Origin of the sequence: Paenibacillus sp. 79R4, from assembly GCF_013393165.1 — a bacterium.
Classification (GTDB): domain Bacteria; phylum Bacillota; class Bacilli; order Paenibacillales; family Paenibacillaceae; genus Fontibacillus.
Map to the genome: position 1 here is coordinate 387,442 of NZ_QJOT01000001.1, position 23,759 is coordinate 411,200.

A 23,759-nucleotide genomic window follows, 5' to 3' on the forward strand; every position below is an offset into this window, starting at 1 on the left:
CTAAGTCGAACCCGCCGCCAAAGAGCTAACTTTGGAAAATACGGCGAGTCAACGACCGGGGCTGCCCCTTTCTCTATGACTACAGTTCGTTCCAGATACGCTTTACATTATCGAAGGCAATCTTCGCTCCGCGTCTGCAATCTTCCATACCCTCATATTCGATCGACAGGTATCCGTCGTAGCCCGAGCTCTTGACGATACCGAGCAGGGCCGGCACGTCGAGGTCTCCTTGTCCGGCAATGGCTCCGCGCAGGTAACGGCCTGCTGCACTCGGAAACCAGCCCTCTCCCGGGTTGCGGTCGGCAGGACGGATATAGAAGTCCTTCACATGCACCATGGAGGCGATGCTGATATTATTTTTGACCGCGCGGATCGGATCTTCATCAACACAGACGAAGTTGCCGATATCGAGCGTTGTTTTATAGTTGTCCCGGCCCACAGTATGCACCAGCGTTTGAACCCGGTCGCTGGCTTGAACGTAGTAGCCATGGTTCTCAACGCTAGTTGTAATGCCAAAGCCCTTGGCATAATCAGCGATTTTACGGCAGGCGTTTGCGATTCGCTCCAGATCGGAATTGAAGTTCACGATCGAGGTGTCAGGACGGGAAGCGACGTCATGGCGCATTAACTTAACGCCAAGCCGGTGAGCGACATCCACTTCCTTTAACACTCGCTCGATCTCAGCCTCGTAGGCCTCCTCCGTATCTGTAATAAAGTTGGCGCCGATGGCGTAGTTGGAAATCTCGATTCCTGCCTTTGCGGCACGTTCCACGATTTGATCTGCTAATTGAGGATTGTCTGCCAAGTTGAACCCCAGAGGAACGATCTCGATATGCTCGGCTCCAATCTCCTTTACCCAATCAATGACACTCAGTATATCCATAGCCCCTGCTTCCATGGCCTGATATAAACTATAAGAGCTAATTCCCAGTTTCATGACAAGTCACTCCTTTTGCTATAAGAGGTTGTTCGAGTCTCTAGCCTCATCCAACCTTCCCGTTGCTGAAAACCGAACTTTTTGAACTCGCATTATAATCTAGTTGCGGTAAGCTTTAATGAACTTAACAGCCTTCTCGATGTCCGCGGCAGGGTTATCTCCGACTTCTCTCTCGATCGTCAGGTAGCCTTTATAGCCGATCTCCTGCAGAGCGGCGAAGTAGGCAGGGAAATCCACTTTGCCTTCCCCGAGCGGAACTTCTTCGAAGGCAGCACCGGAGCTGGCCATTTCGGCAATCTTCTGATGATTCATAGCATCATAGCCAAGATAGCCATAGACGTCCTTAGGATCGACAAGACGGAGACGATGTCCGTCTTTGACATGCGTATGCACGATGTAATCCTTGAGCGTCTTGACGCCTTCTACCGGGTCGTCCCCTGTGACCATAACCATATTGGCAGGGTCAAAGTTGACGGAGACGCCGCGGGTGCTAAGCGTGTCCAAGAAGCTCTTCAGATGGGCTGCCGGTTCGGGCCCGGTCTCGATAGCGAAGTAAGCGTTCAAGCTGTTCGCATAGACGCCCAGCTCTTCACAGGCTTCTTGCATTGCCGTGTAAATTGGTCCATTGCGATCTTCCGGGACAATCCCGATATGAGTGGTCACCACGTTGGTGCCGAGGTCCATAGCCAGGTCGAGAATTCTTTTCGATTTCTCGACTTTTGCCGGGTTGGCGGCTGCATCCTGGAAGCCATGTCCGGCCAGATCACCGCAAAGCGCCGAGATCTCCAGCCCCAGGTCTGCGATATATTGACGCAATTCCTTACGTTGGGCTGGACTAAGCTGATCCGGGTCCATCTCGCCCGATACCGCGTAGATTTGTACGCCTTCCGCCCCAACTTCCTTTGCTTTCTTCAAGCCTTCACGAACGCCGATTCCGAAGCTGTCTACAATAACACCGATTTTGTTCGTCAATTTCACCTGGATTCACACTCCTTGATATTTGTAGGCTGCCGAAGGCATCAGAACGACCAGCCGAGCTTTATTCTCTTGTGTTGCTCACAGCAGGACTCGTTCTGACGCTTGAGCGAAAATCAAAACACTCTATGAACTTAGAATTGAATTTCTTTTCCTTCTGCGGCCGATTGATAGATGGCATTCAGAATTTGAATCAGTTGAGTTCCATCCTCTACAGGGCAGATCGTCTCGGTGTTCCCCAGACAGCATTCTACAAAATGGTCCACTTCACGGTTGAAAGCCCCTTGGAAGTCGAATCCTGGATATGTGATCTGCGGATCGATATTAATCATCGTATTATGTCGCTCGGTGGTGATCTTCAGCTGTGGTTCAAGCTCTGCGCCGCCTTTATCGCCGTAGATGCTGATCGATTGCGAATCCTGTGTCGCATGGAGATTGAAGCTGACATCAACCATCAGGGAAGCTCCATTCTCAAAGCGGATCAAGGTGTTGGCCATATCTTCAACCGTGTTATGGGAAGCATCATAGTCCGCTGCTTTATAGAAATCATAGTTCAGAACATTGGAGCGGTTGCCTACCTTGCGATACGTATTACCAGTAACCGATTTAACCTTTGGTTTGCCCATCAGGTACCAGCATAGGTCTATAACGTGTACGCCGATATCGATCAGCGGCCCACCGCCGGAGCGTTCAATATCGGAGAACCAGCCACCGGGATTGCCAATTCTGCGGATCAAGCTGGCTTTGGCAAAATAAACTTCACCCAGATCGCCGGCATCGATGAACCGTTTCAGTACTTCAATATTGGAAGCATGGCGGCGGACATAGCCGACCTGCAGCGTCTTGCCAGTGCGATGTACGGCTTCCTGTACGCGAAGAGCCTCGTCTACAGTTTTGCAGAGCGGCTTCTCGCAGAGTACATTCTTACCGGCTTCAAGAGCCGCGATGCTGATCTCTGCATGGGAATTGTTCCAGGTACAAATGCTGACAGCGTCTATTTCCGAGTTAGCCAACAGATCGCGATAATCGGTATAGACATGAGGTACATTATACTTTTCTGCTGCTTTTTTAGCCCGTTCCTCATTCAGATCACAAACAGCATATAGCTGGACATGAGGATTTGCTTGATAGGCGTTCAAATGACATTCAGAGATGGAGCCGCAGCCGATGAGACCGATTTTTACCTGTTTCATTGTTTACGCTTACATCCTTTCATCCCCGCAGCGAATTTGCTACAATATTATGTACTTCATTCACAGCGGCATGGTTTATTTGTTCAATTACCTACAATCTATCATAAGAATTTGTAAGGGAGAATGTTCAGGATGACAAAATATATGGATTATATGATCAGCCCATACCCGATTCGCACCTATGAGCCGCTCGTGGATCCAAGCAAGCTAAAACTTAAATCATTGGCCTTCCATAGCGCTGGGCATTTGCCCGGGAGGACGCTGCAAAGAATGAATTCTGTATTCGCTCATTGGGCGTTTGTCATGATAACGGGCGGAGAGGGATTTTATCAAGTTAATGAGGGAGAAAGGCAGAAAGTAGTCCCCGGCTCCTGGTTTTGTCTGTATCCCGGGGCTGTATTTAGTTATGGTCCCCATCAAGGGGGCTTCTGGGATGAATACTATTTCACAGTATACGGCGAACGGGTTGATGAATGGCTGCAGAATTGGCTCAATAACCCTGAACAGGTGAAGCACGGTGTTGCTGATGAGGCATTGCTGCACCGGATGGAGATGATGCTTATGCTGATTGACAGCAACCAGCCGGGCAACCTGGACAGGGCAGCCATGATGCTGGAGCTGTTCTTGTACGAGCTTGTGGTGCAGATTGAGCAGACCCAGGCCGGCCACCGCGGGACATTGACGCTAAAAGTTATTGAAGACCTTGCCCGTTCTGTCTATGTGCAGCAGAAGCCGGAGGATATTGCAGACCGCCATCATATATCCGTATCTACACTGCGGCGAATTGTCCACGAGTACAGCGGCTATCCGCTCAATGAATTTATTCATCGGCTAAAAATTGCCGAGGCGAAAAATCAACTGTTGAACACGGAAAGGAGCGTAAAGGAGCTTGCCGAGGCGTTAGGATATCAAGACATGTTCTATTTCTCCCGTGTGTTTAAGAGGGTCACTGGAATATCGCCGAGCAGTTACCGCAAGCGGGGTGGCAGCAGCTAAGCTCTGCTACGGGCAAAATCACGAGAACGAATTGGGCAATTGGATCTTCATAATGTTCTTTAAGGAGTTGCTAATATGGCTATGGCACTGCAGGAGATTTCAGCAAAAGAACTGAGGGGTAGATGGGAGCAGGCCGGTTCCAGAGAGGCGGTACTGTTCTATACACCACTTTGTGGGACTTGTAGGCTTGCGGAGAGAATGCTGGGGATTGTTCTTGGAGCTGGCGGAACGATTCCTGTATCTAAAATAAATATCAACTATGCGCCAGGTTTGGCGCAGGATTGGGAAGTCTCCAGTGTGCCGGCTTTGATCATCTTTCAGGCGGGCTTTCTGGTGCAGAAGCAATATGCTCTTCATTCCGTTGTGGATCTGCAGCGATGGCTGAAGCTGTGATCCAGCTATGCGCAGGTTCTGCCGGTCAGTTCAAGCAAACCTGCGATGCCTATAGGTAGAGCTTCATCTCGGGTTCCTTGTCGCGAATTTTTTCGGAAGTCATAGGCTAACACACAGTCGTAACCTGATGCATAAAGTGTAGGGTATTGATTTTCGGCAAAGAGAAAGGGGCAGAACTGGAAATGGCAGAGCAGGATCTTCATTATTTTATGCGGGGAAATACAGCGCAAGGATTAGTCAGCTTGGCGGATTCGGTATTTCAGGGACTCAGCACCATTTACGTGCTGCAAGGCTTTCCTGGGGGAACGGAGGCGATGATGGGGCGGATTGCAGCGGCATTAGAGCAGCGCGGCTTCAACCTGCATAGAATTCATCAGCCTCTGGACCACGAATCCCTGGAGGGGATTATCGTTACGAATCTGTCGTTTGGGATCGTCGATGGGGATGCCTGGTCGGCAGATGCGGAGCCGGCCGGAGCGGACATCAGATATATCGACCTTTGTTCCGTACTTGATACAGGTAAGCTGGAGGCTTCTTCCGAAGAGATTGAACGATTGCAGGGGCAGATCGACATAGCTTATGAGCAGGCATATGATACGTTTTTAAAGACGCTGCGTATTCATGATGAATGGGAGAAGATTTTTATTGATCATCTGGATCGCGAGGCGATGAATACGCTGGCAACCGAATGGTCGGAGCAGTATTTACAACCTGTAAGAGCGGGCAAAAAGTCGCAAATCGTCCATCGCTTCCTCGGTGCGGCGACCTGGAGAGGAGCTATCGATTTCGTGCCTAATCTGACAGATCGTTTACAGACACGCATTTATGTAAAGGGTCGTCCGGGTTCCGGCAAATCGACTCTATTTAAAAGTCTGGCTGCTTCCGCTGAGCAGAAGGGCATTGATACGGAAATCTATCATTGCGGCTTTGATCCGAATAGCCTGGATATGCTGATCTTCCCGGAGCTGGGGGTTGCTATATTCGACAGTACGGCTCCCCATGAGCACTTCCCGGTGCGCGAAGGAGATCAGATCCTCGATGTATATCAGCTCGCGATCGCCGAAGGGACGGATGAGAAGTTTGCAGATGCCGTTCTAACGTTTAAGAACCGTTATTCCACTTCCATGAAGCAATCGATCGCTTATTTGGCCGAGGCGAAGGAGCTGCGCGACCAGCTTCAGGATATTTATCAGGAAGCTGCAGCCGAGGGCAGTTTGCTCCCGCTGGAGCGTACCATCCTAAGCGGCATCGAAGCCAGAGTGTAAGCCCAATATTCATCGGAAGGCCCGCTATAATCGCAGCGGGCTTTTTGGTATGATATATAGAAGAAAAAATTTACATAACTAAACTATTCTATTGTAATCCTAATCTAGTTATTAAGGCGGTGGAACTATGGACTTGCAGGAAGCGGTATCGATATCGAAGCGAATTCATACCAATATTAGTGAAGTGATCGTGGGGAAGGAAGAGGTCATTGAGTTGTTGCTGTCCTCTCTGTTCGGCAATGGACATGTGTTGTTGGAGGATGTGCCCGGCACGGGCAAGACATTGCTGGCCAAGGCTTTGGCCCGTTCCCTGGACGGGCAGTTCAAGAGAATCCAATTTACTCCTGATTTATTGCCCTCTGATCTAAGCGGGATTAATTTCTATAATCAGAAGACAAGTGAATTTGAATTCAGGCCGGGACCTGTGTTCACGGAGGTGCTGCTGGCGGACGAGATTAACCGGGCGACGCCGCGAACCCAATCCAGCCTGCTGGAATGTATGGAGGAGCGCCAGGTGACGATAGACGGTCTGACCCATGAGCTGTCCAGTCCGTTTTTCGTAATGGCCACACAGAACCCGGTCGATAATCAAGGGACATTTCCACTTCCTGAGGCGCAGCTTGACCGCTTTCTGATGCGGATTGAGGTCGGTTACCCTACGCATGAGGAAGGCGTGGATATTCTGCAACGCTTCCAGGTGAAGAATCCGCTGGAAGAGCTTATTCCGGTAGCTGCAGGTGCCGAGGTCGCTGCTGTCCAGCGCTTTGTGGCAGGAATCAGCGTGTCTAAGGATTTGCTGGGCTATATCGTTCGCATTGCGGAGGCAACGCGGAAGCATCCTGATGTGAGGCTTGGTGCCAGCCCGCGCGCCAGTACTGCTCTGATGCGTGCCGCGCAGGGAATCGCTTTGCTGCAAGGCCGGGATTATGTAACTCCGGACGATATCAAGCGAGTTGCCGAGCCGGTGCTGGCCCATCGATTACTCGTTCGCCACGGACTCCGTCCGGATGATCGACAAAGCGATGTTATCGTGCGGCAAGTGCTCGGCGAAGTGGAGGTTCCTGCGGAGGATGTACTGACAGGAAGAGGGAAGTAGGTGGTTGACATGCAATTAACCTGGTTAATTGTTAGCGCTTCCGTTCTAATCGGATTGTTGGCCATGATTTATCAACGCAGGGCGATGCGAGGGTTGAGCTATACGCGCTACTTCACCAAGGACGCCGTATTCGAAGGGGATACGGTGGAAATGGTGGAGGTGATCTCCAACGCGAAATGGCTGCCGCTGCCTTGGCTGCGGCTGGAGTCGAGCATTCAATCCGGGCTCCGGTTTGGGGATCAGGCCAACCTGGACATCTACTCCGGGGACATCTATCAGAATCATATCAGTCTGTTCTATCTTCGTTCGTATCGTCGAATTAAGAGACATCATCAGGTTATATGCTCGCGGCGCGGCCTCTTCCATCTGGATTCGGCTACGCTGACGACAGGTGATCCGCTTGGTCTGATCTCCAAGGCGCAGAAATTTCCGCTGAATCTGGAGCTGCTTGTATATCCGCAAATCCTAGATTTGCAGGAGCTGCCGCTGCCAAATCATAGCTGGATTGGAGAGCTTGCTGTACGACGCTGGATCGTGGAGGATCCGTTCTTGACTTCGGGAATTCGCGAATATCGCCCCGGCGACGCTATGGGATCGATCAATTGGAAGGCGACGGCACGTACCGGTGCGCTGCAGGTTCATAAGCGCGATTATACAGCTGATCATCGGCTTATGATTTGTCTTAATCTGGAGGACAGCGATACGATGTGGCGAAATATTAATGACCCGGCCCGGATAGAACGGGGCATCAGATACGCTGCTACGGTGGCCGATCAAGCGCTGCGCAGCGGGGTCGAGACGGGATTGATCTGCAATGGCCATCTGATCTATGGCCCCAGAGAATCGGTCAGAATTGAACCTTCTGCGGCAGCCGATCAGTTTGAACTCTTGCTGTCAACGCTGGCCAGGCTTGTTCTGGATCGGACCGTCTCGATGTCGACCCTGCTGGAGGAGTTGTTGAACGAAAATCCGGTGGATACCGATTATTTGCTGATCTCCTGTCATCAGGGCGAGAAGCTGAGGATGGCCGCCGACCAGCTGCTGCAGCGGGGGAACGGTGTCGAATGGATGGAGATTCCCGAGATAGGGAAGGAAGTGCCGGCGGTTTCATAACTTGAGGAAGGGAGCTTGGGAGCAGGTTGCTAATGCCGCATGAATGATGCGGTGCTATTCCTACAGGCTCAACCGAGATCAGTGACTTTTTAATAGGAGGTAAGGGGATGCTCCAATATTATCGCGGTACAGAACAGGACAGGAAAGTATTGTTCTCCGCTTTTCAAGCTGGATTCGTCGACTATGTCGTGAAGCTTGACCTTACCATGGAACAGTTTTTCGCCCACTTCTTCGATCAGGAAGGAAATGCGCGAGAGCATTCTTTTGTCGCGATGTCCGGGAGTGAAGCAGTTGGCATCATACTTGGAGGGATCAAGCTGTATGAAGGGATCCGGACGATGCGCTGCGGTGCGCTTGCCGTCCGTCCTGATTTGCGTGGACATGGGATAAGCAAGGAGTTGTTGCGGCTGCATCATCAGGAGGCCGTTGATCAAGGCTGCCGTCAGTTATATTTAGAGGTCATTCAGGGGAATGATCGGGCGATAGCCTTCTATAACCGGCATGGATATCAGAGGCTGTATGATTTGTCTTATTATACGCTGACCAACTTATCCGGCTTGACTGCAGCAACGCAAATGGAGGCCTCAGGTCATGGCATGGCCAATATCGCACAGCTTGACAGTCATCGGTTCGTGGAGGCAGTCCAAGGCCGGGAATATTTCCATCTGAATTGGCAAAATGATCTCGATTATATTTGTCGCTCGGACAAATATGTATTTTATGGGGCTTTGATAAAAGGCAATCCCGCCGCTGTTATGGCTATTACCCGTCAGGGGCGGATCAGCTTGTTGATGGTTGACAAGAACGAGCGGGGACGCGGAATAGCCCCAATGCTGCTGAACAGCGCCGTTCGTGAATTAGCTTTAACACGGCTCCAGATATCGTTCTCCAATAATGCCGGATTGCATGGATTCCTGCAGCATTTAGGATTTCAGAGGGATCCGATCCAGCAGTACGAAATGTACCGATTTCTCTAAAATATGGATAGCAATCCTGCCCAATTGTGGCTGAAATCGAGCTAATGTCAAATAATCTCCACAATAGTTAGGCCAACCTGCAGGTCAGATGCCGATTGTTCCATTTTATCTCCCGTTATTAAATAAAGCTAAAGATATGTTCGCGGCTCAATATGCAGCAGTGCTCGTTATTACGTGTATTAGCGGGAGGAGATTAACGTGATTGACGTAAAAAGAGCAGGGGCGCGGGGAGATGGAAAGACGGATGATACGGCAGTCATTCAGAGAGCACTGCAGCAGGCAGCCCAAAGCAAGGATACGGTTTATTTCCCGGACGGGGTGTATATCATTGACCCGGCCAGGACACTGTCGATAGGGACGAATACTTCCATTATCGGCAATGGCAAGACATCGGTCATTAAGGCCGCTTCCAGCGGGTTCGGCTGGGATATGATCCGGGTACAGGGAAGCAATATCAATATTAACAACGTATCGCTGGATGGGAATAATCGCGTGAATCGGGTGCTGGCTATAGGCGGGGGCAGCTCCAATATTGTGATTAACAACTCCTCTGTAGCCAATGCTACGCACAGTACCGATAGAAAAAGCGATTATTACGCCGGGGTGGTGTCCGGAATCGTAATCTATGGCAATACGAATTCGATTACAATCTCAAACACGGAGATTTATAACATTTCAGCTATTAATGTCTCTCAAGGAAGTCTGATCGCAAGGGGAATCTTCGTGACGACGACATGGGGCAGTACGGAGAAAATCGGCAAGAAAATATTAATATCGGGCTGCTATATCCACCATATTAGTCCGGCGGATGACGGGGATGGCATTTATTACGAGGACCCGGCGATGGATAATAACCAAGGTGAGAATACCGGAAGTGTGATTGCCAACAACCGCTTCACTTACTGCAGTAAAAGAGCGATCAAGGTCTATGCTCTGGGGATGCAAGTCCAGAGCAATCAAATTGAGAATCCGTTCCTGAATAACAACTATTATAAAGGCACGAAGAAAGGCACGTTTGCCCCTGATATGTATTCGGCAATAAGCATCTATGGAAGCAACAATGTGGTTGCGAATAATATCATTAGCGGGGTTGGCAGCTTCTACGCCGCGATTGAGGTAAGTGCCGGCGATCTGATCGAGAACACATTGATCCAGGGCAATTCGATCAGTATGGGGGACAGGAGCAGTATCGCGGGGACTACGGCGATTCGCTTGGGAAATATTCGCGGCTTCCAGCTGCTGAACAACAATATCAGCAACGGGGAGAGAGGCGTCTGGACATGGCAGAATGCCGATCAGGGAGTGATCCAGGGCAACTCTATTGTCGTGAGGAAAGGCACGGGAATTGATCTTACTACGTATCTAAGCGGATATGTACAGAAGAATATTACCTGTATTGGCAACAATATCACGGCGGGCAAAGCGAAGATCGTCATTCCGCCCAGAGCGATAAATATTGTCGTCAAATAAATGGATAGTTGCCTTCTAATGACATGATTCTGAAAAAAGAAGCACCTGTCTCCCTAATTAATCTATTTAGGGTTGGCAGGTGTTGTTTTGTTTGTATTATCAGCTGCATCATTGTCGGTTAACATGCTCTCAAGACCATGGTTATCATACTCCGCATGCTGACCTATGACATGAATGGATGTTCCTGCATGCCGAATGATGTTGCCGCGAACGCTAGAGCGATTCAAAGCTCCAAGGCGAATTCCTGTCGTCATTTCCTCCGCTTGCTCCGTTTGTTCTCCATCGATCCGATTGTTCTCAATCACGATCCGGTCCAGATTTTCAAAATCTGCTTCAATCGCAGCATAATAGCTCCCTATGCCATCAATGAGATTTCCGCTGACGGTGACATGGCTGGCATAAATCGAGATGGCCGAATACATATCCTGCGATAGAGGTTGATCGGGGTCAAATAAATAATGATTATTCCCTGAATAAGGGTTAGTGATGTGGTTGTTCTGCACGACGACTCCGGGAGCGGATATTTTGATCCCTCTTTTGGCGGCATGATGAATCCGGTTGTTCTCAATGATCGACCCGGACAGCTCCGCCGGATTAGGGGGGACATCGAAGAAGATGCCGTCTGCATCCTCGCGTGGAGCAATATGTGAGATCTCGTTGCCAGAGATGGTTACACGCCTGGCTGGAGACGCACCTGATCCGTTCCAGACCATGATCCCCCGGGCAACCGGCTGCAAGTGCCTCGCGCTGATGTCCGTGATAAGCGAGGTGAGCACCTTAATGTCCTCAGTATCGCCGTAGATCATGATGCCGGAGACGACCGCCGAATAGAGCGGGCTTTGCGGATCGGCTGCTTGTCTCATATTTCGAATGACCGAGTTGGCGATCGTGACGTCCGCTGACCCGGGATGAATACCGATGCCGCGGATGAAGCGGCCTGATCCATCCAGATCGATACCATCAACAAGCACATCTTGACCAGAGATGCGGATTGCTTCATATCCAAAGGCTTCTGAAGGCAGGACGCTAAATTTTAATACAGGCTTGTCTTCTCCAATAAGGCGGGTTTTGCTGGATAGCTCAAGCGGGGCCCTCACATTAAGCAGATAGGTTCCTGCAGGAACTATGATCCGCGTCGGGCCTCTGCGTCCGACAGCCTGATGAAGAACGCGAATGAATACAGCGCTGTCGTCACGGATACCGTCTCCATGGGCTCCAGCCTGCTTAATATTAATGGTTGTACTGCGATAAGGAGAGACTATAGCAAGAACGGCAATGGCCGAAAGAGCAAAGAGCAACAAGTATATTAAAAACCTTGATTTATATAAATTTCGCTTCAGTAAGGGGCCTCTCCGGTATATTTTAAATGTCATAATTACTAATCTCCTTCGCCTATCTATAAAAGATTGAATCTGAACTATGAATATGTGGGTAAAGCATAATTTAATCCTCTCATTCATAAAGTGTTGAGACGGATTTTATGAAGAATGGGAGAGTAGAAGAAGATGAAGGTGTTAGTTACCGGGGGAGCAGGGTTCATTGGCCGCCACACTGTAAGCCAGTTGCTCGAACAGGGGTATCAGGTCATTGTAGTCGATCAGCGGCGAGGCGATCATAAGCTGCCCTATGACCAGTCGGTTACCTACTATGAGGCCGATATTGTGTCGGAAGAGCTGGAGCAAATTTTCGCCAAGGAGGAGCCCGATTATTGTATTCATCTGGCCGCCCAGGTTAGCGTGCCCCGCTCCTTCGAGAATCCTCATCTGGATGCTGAAGTGAATATTGTGGGGACGATTAATGTTCTTCGCATGTGTGTCCGGTACAAGGTGAGGAAAATGGTGTTTGCCTCTTCGGCAGCGGTATACGGGAACCCCGGTATTTATCCGATCGAGGAAAAATGTGATCTTAACCCGCAATCTTTCTATGGGTTGTCGAAATATGCAGCAGAGAGTTATATCCGTTCATTTTCGGAGCAGTATCATCTTGATTATACTATTCTTCGCTATGCGAATGTATATGGAGTGCGTGAGCATCGAACCGGTCAGGACGGTGTGGTGACGGCTTTTATTGAGCGGATGGCCGGAGGAATGCCGATGATTATATATGGTGATGGGCACCAGACCCGGGATTTCGTCTATGTTCGGGATGTAGCCTTTGCGAATACACTAGCGCTGGGCGCTGGTTCACAACAGATTTTCAACATAAGCAGTGGGGTAGGGCTTTCCCTGCTGGAGCTAAGTGGAATCTTGCAGCAGCTATGCGAGCATAGCCTTTCCGTTCAATTTATGCCTCAGAAGTCGGGGGATATCGATCGCAGTATACTGAGTAATGAGAAGGCCAGGAACCTGCTTGGCTGGTCCCCGTCGTACTCACTGGAAGAGGGGCTGCGGGCCATGACCGTGCATGAGTATGGGACCAGGAAGAAGAGAGGGCAGCCATTTGCGCCGAGTCTTCAGGATTATAGTAAAATTACAGCAATTTAGTATCCGGGGCTCTTCCTCATATGAGGCAGAGCCCTATGTCATTGTTTGGAAGTCCATAGCTGTGCTATGATTTAGCTTGAAGAACCCATTTGACGCCAATAGGATGGCAATGACGATGGAGGGCATTTCTAAATGCAAAACACGGGTAACGCTTACATTACAAAAACATTGAAATTATGCTTGTCCTGCCTGGGTGAGATGGTCGTGCTAATGCCGATCTACCTTGCCGGAATTATTGTATTAAGTCCGCAGTATCTGCCCTTAGGCTGGCTGGTGATCCTGCCGTTTGTTTCTTTTCTCGGGGCAGCGGTTCGCAGCTATGTCCCTGTATTGTGGAAAAAGCTTGGAGCCGCTATTCTGATCGGCGCGCTTGGTGCGGCTGTCTTTTTATTAAATGGGACAGCGGTCTTCTCTCCCTTGGTCGGGTTCTGTGCGGCGCTATTTGCGTTGCAAGGTATGACCGCCACCGCTCGAGCCGGTTTGGCCAAGCTGTACTGGTATGGGGTTGCGCTGTATTTTGTAGCCGGTATCGCCTATTCCCGCCTCGCTCTGCTGCGCGGAGAGCTTGGCCTGATCACTTGGTTTGGGGTAGGCTGCCTGGCGATTGCATTGTTCATTACCAATCATGAATACTTGCGTTATACAACGTTGTCCGACCATTCTCCACTGCCAAGGGGCTTGCGTCGACATAATAGGCTTTTTATAGTTATTATCCTCGGATTTGTCGTCTTGCTGGCTGCGGGAGCCGGGCGTTGGATCGGTAATCTGCTATTGAACCTCGTAAGATATATTGTCGCTTGGCTCACGCGCTCACCCGGAGAGCCAAAGGAGCTGGAACCGGAGGAGGTTCACGAGCCGCCGGCGATGTTCTTCCCGGGAGAAGTGCAGAAACCGGGTTTGCTATCCCAGATTCTGGATATCCTCTTCTATGTAATTGGCGGAGCCGTGATCGCAGCTATAATTGGCTTTGCGCTCTACTGGTTATATAAAAACGCCGGAGGTTTCTGGAAGCGCAGCATCGACCGCATACTTGCCTTGTTGCGCAGACAGGACCTGAGCGGGGAGAAAAAGGGATACCGTGACGAGGAGACCTCGATCTTCTCCTGGGAAGAGAGAAAGCAGAGATTGGGCAATTGGCGGACGGCCTTGTCCCGGTTCGGACGACGTCAGGAGCGTTATGAGGATATGCATAGCAATCAGGAGAGAGTACGTTTCTTGTATCGGCGTTACCTCTTAGCCAGGCGCAGCGAAGGCTGCGAATTAAAGCCTGGGCTTACTCCGCTGGAAATGGCTCGGGATATGCTGCGCCATCATGATAATGAGAAGAAGGATCAACGAGGGAAGCCTGGGCAGCAGGCGACTCACAAGTTCGCTATAGAGCCGTTAGTCACGCTTTATTACCGGGTCAGGTACGGTGGGCAGGAGCCTGATGATCGAGAGGTGGCCGATATAAAACGGATGCTGAATTTATGAGGATAAAACCTGGGAGGCGCTACGGCCTACGGGAATAGGAGAGAGGCGATTTGTTCGTTCATGCTGGGACGAAGAGATCGCCTTTTTTGTGGGGAAATTCTATAAAGTCGTAAAACGACAAGGATTGGGTCGGATAAATAGCAGACATCCTTGCCCTAAAAGCATAAAATATGGACACTATGAACAAGCAGGAGGGAAGCAAGAGATGAAACTGGTCAGGTGGGGCGTTCTCGCTCTTGTTGTGCTATTACTTGGAATTTTTCTCCTCCTCAATATTTCTCCCGCTCCATTTATTTATTGGTTTCGTCATCAACCGGACCCGGGGCCGGCCATTGCACCCGACAATTACGAAGAATATGAAGCTCGGGTCGAAGTACAACGCGATTTGACATATCCCTCAAAATTCAAGTCCAATACGCTGGATATTTACTATCCCAAGGAGAGCAAGGGGAAAAATCCAACCCTCTTATGGGCTCACGGCGGTGCGTTCGTGACTGGGGACAAGTCGGGAACGGCATATTGGTGCACTATGATGGCGAGCCAGGGATATACCGTGGTTAGCATCAACTACGAAGTGGCCCCCGAAGCGAAATATCCTGCTCCCATCATTCAATTCGGCGAGGTATATGAATATCTGAATGCGATTGCCCCGCAATTATCTGCCTTGGACCTGGATCGCCTGGTCATAGGTGGGGATTCCGCCGGCGCCCAAATAGCCTCCCAGTTTTTGGCTGTACAGACCCATCCCAAGTTAGCAAAAAGCATGGGTATAACGCCGGTTATTGCCAAGGATCAGCTTAAGGCGGCCGTGCTCTATTGCGGTCCTTATAATGTGAAGAGATTAGCGGATGTGACAGGAAGACTGGAGAACTTCTTTCTCAAGCAAATCGGGTGGGCTTATATCGGCGAGCGGAATTGGAGAGAGGGAGCAAAAGCCGAGCAAGCGTCCACAGTGAATTATGTGACGCGCGACTATCCGCCCACCTTTATTACGGACGGAAATACAGGTTCTTTCGAGAAGCATGGCCGGGAGTTGGAACAGAAGCTGAAGTTGCAGGGAGTTCCCGTGACATCCCTGTTTTATTCATTAGATCATGGGGCGGTTTCCCATGAATATCAATTTAAGCTGGACTCTGCAGAGGCCCGGGAATGCTTTGATCTGACGCTCTCCTTTCTGGCGGAGCATTTGAAGGATTAAGCCGGAAGGTGCAAACCCCACTTCGCTTGCCCTCAATCAAGGACATTAAAGGGCACTTCCCTAAGCTTGTACAAAGGAACAAGCGGGCGCGGCACCGCGTGCACAGATTCAGCATGTCTGGACAGCCAGGTGCAGGTGAATTGGTATAACAGCGGAGGGCTGCGCCAAGCCGGTTTGTGTTGATCGATTCACTGATAATTTTAAGGAGGGATTTTTATGGCTTATCTTCAATGCCGATTTTTTTCGGAGGTGCTGGGAATCACGACGTCGATGTCGGTTATTTTGCCTGAACCCGGGTTTTCCCAGACAGGCAGGGCGGAAACTGCCCAGACCGTACTTTACCCGGTGTTATATTTGCTTCATGGCATGTCGGATGATGACAGCACTTGGGTGCGCCGCACATCGATCGAACGGTATGCATCCTCGATGGGGCTGATCGTTGTTATGCCGCAGGCGGGTTTGAGCTTCTATACGGATATGGCCGAAGGCCCTCGTTACTGGACCTTTATCAGCGAGGAGCTGCCGCAGGTTTGCCGCTCTTTCTTTCCGATTTCGAACCGGCGGGAGGATACCTTTGCAGCGGGGTTATCGATGGGAGGTTACGGAGCCTTTAAGCTTGCTATGCGCAAACCCGATCAATTCTGTGCGGCGGCCAGCCTGTCGGGGGCATTAAACGTTGCCCGCAACTTTTTTGAAGAAGGGGCCGGAGAGGCACAGGCGGTGGCTTTGTTTCGGCGGATTTTTGGTCCGGATGGCCCCAAGGGGACACACAATGATCTGCTGGCGCTGCTCGAAGAGCTGGAGTATCGGGAGGAGCCAATGCCTCATCTCTATCAATGCTGCGGTACCGAAGATTTCCTTCATCCCGACAATCTGCTCTTTCGCGATGCTTGCCTCGCTGCCGGGCTCCCGTTGACGTATGAAGAAAGCCCGGGCTCGCACGATTGGGCTTACTGGGATGCTAAAATTCAAGATGTGCTGACCTGGCTCCCGCTAAAAAATAAAGGGTAGGCTATAGGTATCAAGCAAAGGAGCCTCGAAGTGACGGGTTGCGTTCTTGTTCTGTACGAGTATGATTTGAAATAGTCACTTCCGAGGAGAGGAGCCCACACCATGATCCGTCGTCTAGCTGCAATTCACTGGAACTCCATCCGCGTTAAGCTGGTACTTGGCCTTTTGGGCGTTGCGGTTCCATTAATGTCACTGCTGATTTATATGAGCTATTACAGCGTGAATGTCATTCATAATCAGGTGGCAGTGTCGAATAAGAATCTGATTTCCATCCAAATGCGGCAGATTGACAGCCAGCTATCGGAAATCGAGCGCCATCTGGTGAGCCTGGCCAGTTCGGAAGTCGGCGTGCTGAAGCTGAAAGATGCCGTGCCAGACAACGAATACATGATGGCCAAAAGTGATGTATTCCGCAAGCTGACCTCCGATTTGGCCGTCTACCCTTATATTGACGGTCTTTTCGTCTATTCCCTTCCGCATCAGGAATTTGTTGAAGCCTATAAGGATGCCAAGGGATTATTTACATATGCAAGCTTGATGGAGATGAGGCAGAATCTGCAGGAGAAAATCGGGCAGGAGGGCCGTTCCTTTGTCTTTAATCCCGAGTGGCAGCTACAAGAAATCCAGGGCTCCTACTACGCGGTTCAAATCCTTCGTGATGGCAATCTATGCCTGGGTTCATGGGTTTCTTTGAAGACCTTGATGTCGCCCTTATCGATGTTGGATACCGGTGACACGGGCGCGATGCTGTTTGTGGATGAGCGGGGGAATCCGCTGTACACCACCCAGACTTTGCAGGATAAGCACCTCGATTTCACGCAGGGATTCCAAACCTATTATATGTCTGGTGAAAACAAAAACTATCTTGTGGTCGGAGAAACCTCAGGAAAGATCAATTTAAGTATGGCTGCCGTTATCCCTGACAAATTGACGCTGCAGAACATGCCTTATCTGAAGAAGATGGTAGGCTGGTTCTCTGCCTTTGCGCTTCTGCTTCTTCCGGTAAGCTTGTGGTTTCTGAGGAAAGTTCTGCTCTTGCCGCTCCAAAAAATGGTTCGATTAATGCGCCGGATCGCCGAGGGGAATTTTAACTTGCGAATGGAGAGCGTTCCGTCCGCCTCGGAAGAATTCCAGCTCGTATACTCTACCTTCGACCAGATGATTTCGCGGATCGAAGAGCTGAAAATTCATGTCTATGAAGAGCAGATAAGCAAACAAAGGAGCGAATTGAAGCAGCTTCAGCTTCAGATAAACCCGCATTTCTTTATGAATTCTTTAAATATTTTATATCATTTGGTGCAGGTCAAGCAGTATGGGCTCATTCAGGAAATGACGCTTTGTCTGGTTCATTATTTCCGGTATCTGTTTCAGAGCAACAACCAGCCTTTGGTCATGCTGAGGGACGAATTGCAGCATATCCGGAACTATTTGCACATTCAGGAGCTTCGTCTGCCGGGTCAATTTAAAAGTGAAATACAGGTGCCCGATTATTTGTTGGATACGGCTGTTCCGCCGCTGATGCTGCAAACCTTTGTCGAAAATACAATCAAGCATGCGGTTCGCGCGGAGGAGCCCACTTTGCTCGTTATCGAGGCGGTGCTGGATGACCTTGCCGAGGAACCGATGGTGTGCATGACAATCCGGGATACCGGCAAAGGATTTCCCGATGAAGTGCTGGAAGAAATCCGCATAGGCAAGAGCTGGATGGGCGGCAAGGACCACGTTGGCCTCTGGAACGTACGTGAAAGGCTGCGTTTGCAGTATGGCGATAGAGCTGCCATAGAATGCTATAACGATGATCCGCAAGGTGCGGTGGTAGAGCTGATTATTCCCTTGAGACCGGATCGGAACGGAAAGGAGCTGCCATAGGCATGCATCAATTATTGATTGTGGATGACGAAGCGATTGCCGTAGAGAGCCTAAAATCGGGAGTGAACTGGTCGACATTGGGAATTTCCCAAGTGTTTACCGCGTGCAATGCCCAGTCGGCCCAGGAGGTCATACGTCATGAAGCTATAGACCTGTTGGTTTGCGATATCGAGATGCCGCAGGGCAGCGGACTGGATCTGCTTAAATGGGTGCGCAATTACAATCCGGCGATCGAGGCTATTTTTCTGACCTGTCATGCGGACTTTCAATATGCCAAGCAGGCCATTCAGCTGGGAAGCTTCGATTATTTGCTTAAGCCGGTTCCGTTTTCCGAGTTGGAGGCGGTTGTAGGAAAGGCGATTGAGAAGCTTGAACAGGAAAGCAAGTTAAATGAATTCAGCCGGTTCGGAAAGTATTGGGTGCAGCATCAGCCATTGCTGGTTGAGCGGTTCTGGCTCGATATTCTCAATCAGTCGATCCCGAGTCATTCGCTGGCCATTCGCAAAGCAGCGGAAGAACGCAATATTCCTTATTCGGACGAAATGAGCTTTCTGCCTTTGCTGATACAGATAAGAAGATGGGAGAGGCCGGTGACGCTAAGGGACGAGAAGATCGTAGAATATGCCATTCGCAAGTCGGCGGAGGAGCTCCTTCAGGAACAGGGGGGCCAATGCATTCTCGTATCCGTTGAACCCGGGCGGCTGCTGCTTTTGCTAAATGGAGACGATTACAGCGCAAAGAGCGCCCGAGGTCTGAAGAAGCGCTGTGAAGCTTATATCGATGCCTGCAGGCGATATTTCTATGCCAGTGTATCCAGCTATATCGGCAAAGCGGTGCATGGGGACCAAATTGCATCCATGTATTTACGGTTATCCAAAATGAATGAGAATAATGTGGCCTATGATCAGGATGTCTTTTTACTGGATGAAGAGCTCTCGCCTCCCGCCAATCAGCACCTGCTTCCGGATATGAGCCTGTGGGCGGTTTTGCTTAAAGAAGGAGCCTATGAGCGGGTTTTGGCAGCGGCCAAGGCCTACATTGAAGCCCAGGTCCAGGACAATCAGTTAACCTCAAGCCTGCTCTATCAATTCATTCAGGATTTTCAGCAGATGGTCTATTACGTTTTGCAAATCAAGGGAATTCAGGCGCACCGATTGTTTGGAGATCCGGAATCCCTGGACCTGTATGCCAGATCGGTCCAGTCAGCGACCAATTCCCTGGCGTGGATGCAGCATTTAATCGGGAAGGCGGCCGATTTCACTTCCTCCATGGAGCATTCCCCCAGCGTCGTAGAGAAAGTTAAAGAGTATATCCAGCAGCATCTATCCGAGGATTTATCGAGAGAAGATATCGCCAGTCAGGTCTATTTAAATCCGGATTATTTAACCCGAATTTTCAAGAAAGAGACCGGGATGTCGATCTCGGATTATTTATTACAGCAGCGGCTGAATATCGCTGCAAGCTTGCTGGCCAACACCGGCCTCTCCGTCAGTTCGATCGCCGCGCAGATCGGGTATGCCAATTTCTCGCATTTTTCCCGCATGTTCAAGAAGTATTATGACAAAAGTCCTCTGGAGTACAGGCAGGAAAACTCGGGCCAGCAGGGGAACTCCCAGGCGGGGAAGTCGTCAAAGTGACAATGGAAAGTCGTCATTTGAGCAGAAGTAACTTCCGGAGCCTCGTACAATAAAGATCGAGCTTCAAAATAACTGATAAGTGGGGGTTACAGATGAAAAGGTCATTTCTAAAGATTATCTCGCTACTTCTGGTCTGTATGGTAGTACTGTCGGCTTGCGGCGGCCCTTCGAACCGCTCGAACAGCAGCAACGGCGGAAATGAAGGCGCTGACAAAAGTGCTAAACTTGAGGAATTGACGGTTGTTCTTCCTGTGGCAGGAACGATTTCAAAGGATTTGCAAATGGTGGAAGATGCGATTAATACAATAGCCATGGAGAAGATTCACGCGAAGGTAAAGTTCCTGCATATCTCCTTTGGGGACTGGGAACAGCAGACAAATCTGATGTATGCCGGCAATGAAAAAATGGACTTAATCTGGATCTCCGGCAGCAACTACACGAATCTTGTGGCCAAAGGCCAACTGCAAGCGATGGATGATCTTTTTGCGGATCACGGGCAGGGAATCACTGCGGCCATCGATCAAAGTTATCTGGGTGCCACGAAGATCGGAGGCAAGACGTATGCCGTTCCGACAGTGCGCGATTTTGCCTCTTCGACCGGTGTAAATATGAATAAAGCGCTCGTCGACAAGTACCGGATCGATGTGAATGGCATTAAATCGCTGGACGACCTTGAGCAAGTGCTCCGTACGGTAAAAGAAGGTGAAGGGCCTGAAATGTACCCGCTGGTACCGGGTGCGAACGGCCGTACCTTTCTGGATGATCTGAACAATTTCGATGCTTTGAGCGACTCGATCGGGGTACTCCCGAACTATGATAATGGTCTGAAGGTTGTGAACTACTACGAATCTCAAAAATATGCGGACTTCCTGAACAAAATTCGCGGCTGGTTTATGGACGGTTTGATTCCCAAGGATGTCGCCACAAGCCAGACCTCCCGGGTTGATTTGATCAAAGCGAATAAGGCGTTTGCTTATTCGGCCAAGCTGAATCCGGTTTCGAAGGTAACGGAGACGGCGCTGGTTGGCCAGGAAATGGAGCCGGCCGAAATCTATCCCGCTGTAGCAACTACCAGCTCCGTCACCGGTTCGATGTGGGCCATTCCGGTTAATTCCACGATCCCGGATAAAGCGATGGATTTCCTGAATTTGATGTACTCCGATAAGGATGTTGTCAACCTTTATGATTGGGGGATCGAAGGCACGCACTATGTGAAGGTGGATGGCATGGATAACGTCATCGCTTATCCGGAGGGCGTGGACAAAGCCGACCTTGGTTACAGCATGCCAATGGGTTGGATGTTCGGTAATCAATTCCTGTCCTATGTTCAACAAGGGAATGACCCGGAAGTCTGGACCAAGATGAAGGCGTTCAACGATGGCGCTGGCCGTTCCAAGGCACTGGGCTTCCTGTTTGATGCCACGCCGGTGAAGACGGAGTATGCAGCGGTGACGAACGTAATTACGCAATATAAAATTCCGTTGGAGACGGGCAGCGTGGATCCTGCCAAGATTTTGCCGGAGTTCATTTCCAAGCTGAAATCGGCCGGGATCGACAAGATTATTGCAGAGAAACAAAAGCAATTGGACGAGTGGGCGCAAGCCAACGGCGTCAACTGATCGCACGATAAATGACCTCTATGGAGAGGGCTATCTTAAAGTGATTATCACTTCCAAGATAGCCCTTTTTTGTCGCTGCGGATCATGTCGGGAAAGATCAAGCAGGAAGTCGCTTGAGCGGTAGTTGCCGAAAGTTGGATTCCGTAGAATTAACGATATATTCGGCATATAGCCTTAGAAGGGGGAAGTGCGGTGGCCATAACCAAACAAACACACCGTAAGGGGCGGAGAGGCATTCTTAAGTATACTCCGCTGTACATCATGATGTTGCCGGGGTTAGTCTACCTGATCATCAACAATTATCTGCCGCTGTTCGGGCTGAGTATTGCTTTTAAGGATGTTGACTACCGGAAGGGGATTTGGAACAGCGATTGGATCGGTTTCCGAAACTTCGAATATCTGTTTAAAACATCGGATGCCTGGATGATTACCAGAAACACGCTTCTGTACAACACGGTGTTTATCATTCTCGGTCTGATTGTATCGATCGGCATAGCTATTTTACTGAATGAGATCCGGAATAAGTTTTTTGCGCGTTTCTATCAAAGTGTAATTATTCTACCCTACCTGATCTCCATCATCATTGTCAGCTATCTGGTGTATGCCATGTTCAGCGTAAATACGGGGATGATGAATAATACAATTCTGCCGGCGCTGGGCCTGGATCCGATTTCATGGTACTCCGAGCCGAAGTATTGGCCGTTTATTTTGACCTTCGTTCATGTTTGGAAAGGGGCCGGTTACTCCTGCATCGTGTACCTGGCTGCCATTATCGGCATCGATCCGGAGTATTATGAAGCGGCCAAGCTGGACGGGGCCTCCAAATGGGTGCAAATCCGCAAGATTACGCTTCCGATGATTATGCCGGTCATCATGATTCTGACATTGCTCGGGATTGGCCGGATCTTCTATTCCGACTTCGGTTTGTTCTATCAAGTACCGATGAACTCCGGCGCATTGTATTCAACGACCAATGTCATTGATACGTATGTCTTCCGCGGGCTCATGCAGCTGGGTGACATCGGCATGTCTTCGGCAGCCGGCTTCTATCAGTCTTTAGTAGGTTTTGTGCTGGTGCTGGGCTCTAACTACATCGTCCGCAAAATCGATAAAGACAATGCGTTGTTCTAAGGAGTGAGTGATTACTATGAAAAATGAATCCAGAGGCTTGCAATGGGCCGGTCATACAGTTTTGACGTTATTTTCGCTGGCGTGCATTCTTCCGTTTGTCCTGCTGTTTATTGCTTCGGTGACGGATGACCACACCATTGCCGTAGAAGGCTATTCTTTTTTTCCATCAAAGTTCAGCTTGAGCGCTTATGAGTATTTATGGCGAGAGTCGGCGCAGATTTTCCATGCCTATGGCATTACGATTTTGATTACAGTCGTCGGGACAACGGCCAGCTTGCTGATCACCTCACTGCTTGCATATCCGTTATCCCGAAAGGACCTGCCAGGCGGAACGGCAATAGCGTTCTTCGTGTTCTTTACCCTGCTGTTCAACGGCGGATTGGTACCGACTTATTTGGTATATACGCAAATCTTTGAAATTAAAAATACGCTGTTCGCTTTGTTAATTCCTTGGCTCCTGATGAACGGGTTCAACGTGATGCTGATGCGGACCTTCTTCACCACAACGATCCCGGCAGCGATTATCGAATCGGCCAGCATGGACGGTGCCGGGGAATTCAAAATGTACTATAAGATCATCCTGCCGCTGTCGCTGCCTATTCTGGCCACGGTTGGGATGTTCCAGGGACTCGCCTATTGGAATGATTGGAATAACGGGCTCATTTTCGTAACTGACCCGAAGCTGTTCAGTTTGCAAAATTTGCTCAATCGGATCATGAACGATATCCAGTATCTGACCCGCAACAGTCAAATGAATACGGGTGCAGCACTGGAGCAGCTGCCGACGGAAACCTTTCGGATGGCGGTAGCGGTGATCGGCGTCATTCCGATTTTGATCGCTTATCCGTTCTTCCAGAAGTATTTTGTCAAAGGGATGACCATCGGGGCTGTAAAAGGCTAATTCCAAAGAAATACGTTTCTAC

At 49.9% G+C, this 23,759-nt stretch carries 20 protein-coding genes; 16 read left to right on the forward strand and 4 right to left on the reverse strand.

Features of this window, described 5'->3' with window-relative positions:
• Nucleotides 1–79 precede the first annotated feature (79 nt).
• From DMN77_RS01570 to DMN77_RS01580, 3 genes are all read right to left on the reverse strand, one after another.
• Nucleotides 80–937 carry a sugar phosphate isomerase/epimerase family protein gene (locus DMN77_RS01570; protein ID WP_068779420.1) on the reverse strand — a complete coding sequence of 286 codons (858 nt, stop codon included), beginning with the start codon at nt 935–937 and terminating at the stop codon, nt 80–82.
• 99 nt (nt 938–1,036) lie between these two features.
• The gene (locus tag DMN77_RS01575; RefSeq protein WP_179013215.1) at nt 1,037–1,915 is read right to left on the reverse strand and encodes a sugar phosphate isomerase/epimerase family protein; all 879 of its coding nucleotides are present in this window, start codon (nt 1,913–1,915) and stop codon (nt 1,037–1,039) included.
• 131 nt (nt 1,916–2,046) lie between these two features.
• Nucleotides 2,047–3,105 (reverse strand): Gfo/Idh/MocA family protein, encoded by a 1,059-nt coding sequence (locus tag DMN77_RS01580; protein WP_068779422.1) that lies wholly within the window; start codon nt 3,103–3,105, stop codon nt 2,047–2,049.
• 132 nt (nt 3,106–3,237) lie between these two features.
• Here DMN77_RS01580 and DMN77_RS01585 point away from each other — a divergent pair, with 132 nt between their 5' ends.
• The 7 genes from DMN77_RS01585 (at nt 3,238) to DMN77_RS24175 (ending at nt 10,415) form a co-directional block, all read left to right on the forward strand.
• A complete protein-coding gene (locus tag DMN77_RS01585) occupies nt 3,238–4,101 on the forward strand; it encodes a helix-turn-helix domain-containing protein (protein WP_068779423.1) in 864 nt (287 codons plus the stop codon).
• Between the two features lie 75 nt (nt 4,102–4,176).
• Complete coding sequence (locus DMN77_RS01590; protein WP_256872186.1) at nt 4,177–4,494, forward strand: thioredoxin family protein; 318 nt, start codon at nt 4,177–4,179, stop codon at nt 4,492–4,494.
• A 182-nt stretch (nt 4,495–4,676) separates the two neighbouring features.
• Nucleotides 4,677–5,759 carry a hypothetical protein gene (locus DMN77_RS01595; RefSeq protein WP_068779485.1) on the forward strand — a complete coding sequence of 361 codons (1,083 nt, stop codon included), beginning with the start codon at nt 4,677–4,679 and terminating at the stop codon, nt 5,757–5,759.
• Between the two features lie 127 nt (nt 5,760–5,886).
• Nucleotides 5,887–6,855, forward strand: a complete 969-nt coding sequence (locus DMN77_RS01600; RefSeq protein WP_068779424.1) for an AAA family ATPase — start codon at nt 5,887–5,889, stop codon at nt 6,853–6,855.
• Nucleotides 6,856–6,864: 9 nt separating this feature from the next.
• A complete protein-coding gene (locus DMN77_RS01605) occupies nt 6,865–7,968 on the forward strand; it encodes a DUF58 domain-containing protein (RefSeq protein ID WP_068779486.1) in 1,104 nt (367 codons plus the stop codon).
• A gap of 107 nt (nt 7,969–8,075) precedes the next feature.
• Nucleotides 8,076–8,945 carry a GNAT family N-acetyltransferase gene (locus DMN77_RS01610; RefSeq protein WP_179013217.1) on the forward strand — a complete coding sequence of 290 codons (870 nt, stop codon included), beginning with the start codon at nt 8,076–8,078 and terminating at the stop codon, nt 8,943–8,945.
• 198 nt (nt 8,946–9,143) lie between these two features.
• The gene (locus DMN77_RS24175; protein WP_179013219.1) at nt 9,144–10,415 is read left to right on the forward strand and encodes a glycosyl hydrolase family 28-related protein; all 1,272 of its coding nucleotides are present in this window, start codon (nt 9,144–9,146) and stop codon (nt 10,413–10,415) included.
• A gap of 62 nt (nt 10,416–10,477) precedes the next feature.
• Here DMN77_RS24175 and DMN77_RS01620 read toward each other — a convergent pair whose 3' ends face one another.
• Nucleotides 10,478–11,788 (reverse strand): right-handed parallel beta-helix repeat-containing protein, encoded by a 1,311-nt coding sequence (locus tag DMN77_RS01620; RefSeq protein ID WP_179013220.1) that lies wholly within the window; start codon nt 11,786–11,788, stop codon nt 10,478–10,480.
• A 132-nt stretch (nt 11,789–11,920) separates the two neighbouring features.
• Between DMN77_RS01620 and DMN77_RS01625 the strand changes: the two genes are divergently transcribed.
• The 9 genes from DMN77_RS01625 to DMN77_RS01665 all read left to right on the forward strand — a co-directional run bounded on the left by DMN77_RS01625 (nt 11,921) and on the right by DMN77_RS01665 (nt 23,737).
• Complete coding sequence (locus tag DMN77_RS01625) at nt 11,921–12,898, forward strand: NAD-dependent epimerase/dehydratase family protein (RefSeq protein ID WP_069188310.1); 978 nt, start codon at nt 11,921–11,923, stop codon at nt 12,896–12,898.
• A gap of 132 nt (nt 12,899–13,030) precedes the next feature.
• A complete protein-coding gene (locus DMN77_RS01630) occupies nt 13,031–14,371 on the forward strand; it encodes a DUF4129 domain-containing protein (protein ID WP_179013222.1) in 1,341 nt (446 codons plus the stop codon).
• A 205-nt stretch (nt 14,372–14,576) separates the two neighbouring features.
• Nucleotides 14,577–15,569: an alpha/beta hydrolase gene (locus DMN77_RS01635; RefSeq protein WP_179013223.1), complete on the forward strand. Its 993-nt coding sequence runs from the start codon at nt 14,577–14,579 to the stop codon at nt 15,567–15,569.
• Nucleotides 15,570–15,785: 216 nt separating this feature from the next.
• Nucleotides 15,786–16,580 (forward strand): alpha/beta hydrolase, encoded by a 795-nt coding sequence (locus DMN77_RS01640; RefSeq protein WP_179013225.1) that lies wholly within the window; start codon nt 15,786–15,788, stop codon nt 16,578–16,580.
• A 102-nt stretch (nt 16,581–16,682) separates the two neighbouring features.
• The gene (locus DMN77_RS01645) at nt 16,683–18,449 is read left to right on the forward strand and encodes a cache domain-containing sensor histidine kinase (protein WP_179013227.1); all 1,767 of its coding nucleotides are present in this window, start codon (nt 16,683–16,685) and stop codon (nt 18,447–18,449) included.
• A gap of 2 nt (nt 18,450–18,451) precedes the next feature.
• Nucleotides 18,452–20,086: a response regulator gene (locus DMN77_RS01650; protein ID WP_179013228.1), complete on the forward strand. Its 1,635-nt coding sequence runs from the start codon at nt 18,452–18,454 to the stop codon at nt 20,084–20,086.
• Between the two features lie 92 nt (nt 20,087–20,178).
• The gene (locus DMN77_RS01655) at nt 20,179–21,705 is read left to right on the forward strand and encodes an ABC transporter substrate-binding protein (RefSeq protein ID WP_179013230.1); all 1,527 of its coding nucleotides are present in this window, start codon (nt 20,179–20,181) and stop codon (nt 21,703–21,705) included.
• A gap of 198 nt (nt 21,706–21,903) precedes the next feature.
• On the forward strand, nt 21,904–22,836 hold the full coding sequence (locus DMN77_RS01660) for an ABC transporter permease (protein WP_372775204.1): 933 nt from the start codon (nt 21,904–21,906) through the stop codon (nt 22,834–22,836).
• 16 nt (nt 22,837–22,852) lie between these two features.
• Nucleotides 22,853–23,737, forward strand: coding sequence for a carbohydrate ABC transporter permease (locus DMN77_RS01665; RefSeq protein ID WP_068779434.1), 885 nt, complete (start codon nt 22,853–22,855; stop codon nt 23,735–23,737).
• The last annotated feature ends 22 nt before the right edge of the window (nt 23,738–23,759 follow it).

What these genes read in the sequence shown, in the direction of transcription:
- DMN77_RS01570 (WP_068779420.1), bottom strand. Translation starts at nt 937, where the DNA reads ATGAAACTGGGAATTAGCTCTTATAGTTTATATCAGGCCATGGAAGCA.
- DMN77_RS01580 (WP_068779422.1), bottom strand. Translation starts at nt 3,105, where the DNA reads ATGAAACAGGTAAAAATCGGTCTCATCGGCTGCGGCTCCATCTCTGAA.
- DMN77_RS01585 (WP_068779423.1), top strand. Translation starts at nt 3,238, where the DNA reads ATGACAAAATATATGGATTATATGATCAGCCCATACCCGATTCGCACC.
- DMN77_RS01590 (WP_256872186.1), top strand. Translation starts at nt 4,177, where the DNA reads ATGGCTATGGCACTGCAGGAGATTTCAGCAAAAGAACTGAGGGGTAGA.
- DMN77_RS01595 (WP_068779485.1), top strand. Translation starts at nt 4,677, where the DNA reads ATGGCAGAGCAGGATCTTCATTATTTTATGCGGGGAAATACAGCGCAA.
- DMN77_RS01600 (WP_068779424.1), top strand. Translation starts at nt 5,887, where the DNA reads ATGGACTTGCAGGAAGCGGTATCGATATCGAAGCGAATTCATACCAAT.
- DMN77_RS01605 (WP_068779486.1), top strand. Translation starts at nt 6,865, where the DNA reads ATGCAATTAACCTGGTTAATTGTTAGCGCTTCCGTTCTAATCGGATTG.
- DMN77_RS01610 (WP_179013217.1), top strand. Translation starts at nt 8,076, where the DNA reads ATGCTCCAATATTATCGCGGTACAGAACAGGACAGGAAAGTATTGTTC.
- DMN77_RS01620 (WP_179013220.1), bottom strand. Translation starts at nt 11,788, where the DNA reads ATGACATTTAAAATATACCGGAGAGGCCCCTTACTGAAGCGAAATTTA.
- DMN77_RS01625 (WP_069188310.1), top strand. Translation starts at nt 11,921, where the DNA reads ATGAAGGTGTTAGTTACCGGGGGAGCAGGGTTCATTGGCCGCCACACT.
- DMN77_RS01630 (WP_179013222.1), top strand. Translation starts at nt 13,031, where the DNA reads ATGCAAAACACGGGTAACGCTTACATTACAAAAACATTGAAATTATGC.
- DMN77_RS01635 (WP_179013223.1), top strand. Translation starts at nt 14,577, where the DNA reads ATGAAACTGGTCAGGTGGGGCGTTCTCGCTCTTGTTGTGCTATTACTT.
- DMN77_RS01640 (WP_179013225.1), top strand. Translation starts at nt 15,786, where the DNA reads ATGGCTTATCTTCAATGCCGATTTTTTTCGGAGGTGCTGGGAATCACG.
- DMN77_RS01645 (WP_179013227.1), top strand. Translation starts at nt 16,683, where the DNA reads ATGATCCGTCGTCTAGCTGCAATTCACTGGAACTCCATCCGCGTTAAG.
- DMN77_RS01650 (WP_179013228.1), top strand. Translation starts at nt 18,452, where the DNA reads ATGCATCAATTATTGATTGTGGATGACGAAGCGATTGCCGTAGAGAGC.
- DMN77_RS01655 (WP_179013230.1), top strand. Translation starts at nt 20,179, where the DNA reads ATGAAAAGGTCATTTCTAAAGATTATCTCGCTACTTCTGGTCTGTATG.
- DMN77_RS01665 (WP_068779434.1), top strand. Translation starts at nt 22,853, where the DNA reads ATGAAAAATGAATCCAGAGGCTTGCAATGGGCCGGTCATACAGTTTTG.